This window comes from Aeromicrobium sp. (assembly GCF_036675695.1).
GTDB lineage: Bacteria > Actinomycetota > Actinomycetes > Propionibacteriales > Nocardioidaceae > Aeromicrobium.
Genome location: NZ_JAKFEL010000189.1, coordinates 1 through 1616 on the forward strand (window position 1 = coordinate 1; position 1616 = coordinate 1616).

Annotated in this window: 4 protein-coding genes; all 4 read right to left on the bottom strand. The window is 67.9% G+C overall.

All coding sequences use genetic code 11. The features are described 5' to 3' along the window. Positions 1-189 precede the first annotated feature (189 nt). Complete coding sequence (locus tag V6M39_RS18105) at positions 190-387, bottom strand: Lsr2 family DNA-binding protein (RefSeq protein WP_442880793.1); 198 nt, start codon at positions 385-387, stop codon at positions 190-192. A 139-nt stretch (positions 388-526) separates the two neighbouring features. After that, entirely contained in the window at positions 527-904 is a 378-nt protein-coding gene (locus V6M39_RS12270) for a PIN domain-containing protein (RefSeq protein ID WP_332644099.1), read from the bottom strand. Next, positions 904-1128, bottom strand: a complete 225-nt coding sequence (locus tag V6M39_RS12275; RefSeq protein ID WP_332644100.1) for a hypothetical protein — start codon at positions 1126-1128, stop codon at positions 904-906. The genes V6M39_RS12270 and V6M39_RS12275 overlap by 1 nt, the downstream gene beginning before the upstream one ends. A 76-nt stretch (positions 1129-1204) precedes the next feature. Beyond that, on the bottom strand, positions 1205-1616 hold a 412-nt coding region (locus V6M39_RS12280; protein WP_332644101.1), incomplete at its 5' end, for a hypothetical protein.

The following is a 1616-nucleotide window of genomic DNA, read 5'->3' on the forward strand; positions in this document are numbered from 1 at the left end:
GGCCGGTCCAGGACGGTCATCGCCTCGGGCGCGCGCATGGCGTTCATCGGCTTCTTGCCCGACTTGATCAGCGGCCGGACGAGGGCACCAGGAAGTCGCATGGGTCGATCTTGGCGGCTGCGGACCGCCGGTGTCGTCGTACCTGAGCAGGAACTTGCTGAAGAAGGTGGGTTTCGCGCGACGGCCGCGTCAGCGAGTGCCAAGCGCGGCAATCCACGCCGACCTGACCTCCGCCGGCACTCGCCCCTTCGCCGACAACGACCACCCGGCACCGAGTGCCCACGCTCGGATCTCGGCCGGCGTCGGCTCGCGCCGCGGCAGGGGTGCAGCCGTCGCAAGACCGGCAATCGCTGCCGCGCCGAACCCCTCGAGATCCGCAGACGGCAGGGCTCTTGCGCTCGACTGCTGCGACCATCAGTTCACCCGCGAGCACGGCATAGTCCCCCGGTGGGCAGGGACTCTCGGCGAGTGAGCGCCTGCTTCGTCGTACGCCGATTCCGGCATGCCCGTCGGGCTGTCTTCGGGATCAGATCACGGCCAAGGAGACGGACGGATCAACCTTGCGGAGATCGTCGGGATCCGACGTCACCACGATGTGTCCGTGTTCGCGCGCGTGCAGGACGACGTGGACGTCGACGACGTCGTGGTGGCCGCTGCGCCCGCACAGAACTCCGACTGCACGCGCCGTGAGCCCGTCGAGCGGCACCTCGATGACGTTGGGCAGGCCGAGCAGAATCGCGACGGTTGCCCGTCGCGGACCACCCCGACACACCTGCGCAATCACGCCGGCAGGCACGTGGATCGGCAGCCCATGGTCGCGAGCGCCGAGCAGCAACTCACGGATGCGGTCGTTGCCCTTCTCCAGTGCGATCAACGCACCAGAGTCGAGCGTCAGCCCAGCCATCACGACTCAAAGAAGGTTGCAGCCCACGCCTTGGCCTCCGCCGACGTCGGCCCGAACTCGGCGTCGAGATCCTTGAGAAGGTCGCCCAGCGTCTTTCGACGGCTGACCGACTCCATGGCCTCGGCGACGTAGCCCGAGACCGAATCAGCGCGGCCCTCGGCCACGGCTGCCCGCGCCTCCGCCACCAGGTGGTCCGGAAGACTGACCGCGATCTTGATGGTCATACCTGCATCATACCGCCGAGGAGGTTCGACGCCCGAGAGAGTTTCCATCACCCCATTCGATCACCGCGGATGGACATCAACACGGTCCATCCACAGCCCGCGCCAGAGCAGCCCCGGTCCACGCCTCGTTGCCACTGACGTCCTCGACGATCTCGAGCCACACCGGAGCAGACCGGGGTTCGTGGTCGCCGTCATCGATCTCGGCGAGCAGCGTGCCGTCCTCGAACTCATCAACAACGACGTGCCACCCGTCGCGGTGGACGTGGTGCCGCCGCTTGCGCAGCATCCTTGCCGGCAGGCTCGAGCAGAGCAGCGCCCACTCGGCGTCGTCGAGGTAGATCGACGTGCACGCGACCTCGGCCGGACTGTCGCCAAGGCGCACCTTGTGCCCGAGCTTGCGCACGGTGGTGCCGTCGGGTCGTCGTACCTCACGAAGCCGGAGGCGGCTCCCGTCGACGTACCGGTCCTCGATCTCCCAGGTCTCCCCC

Excerpts from the sequence above, each read along its gene's own strand:
- V6M39_RS12270 (WP_332644099.1), bottom strand. The coding sequence starts at position 904 with ATGGCTGGGCTGACGCTCGACTCTGGTGCGTTGATCGCACTGGAGAAG.
- V6M39_RS12275 (WP_332644100.1), bottom strand. The coding sequence starts at position 1,128 with ATGACCATCAAGATCGCGGTCAGTCTTCCGGACCACCTGGTGGCGGAG.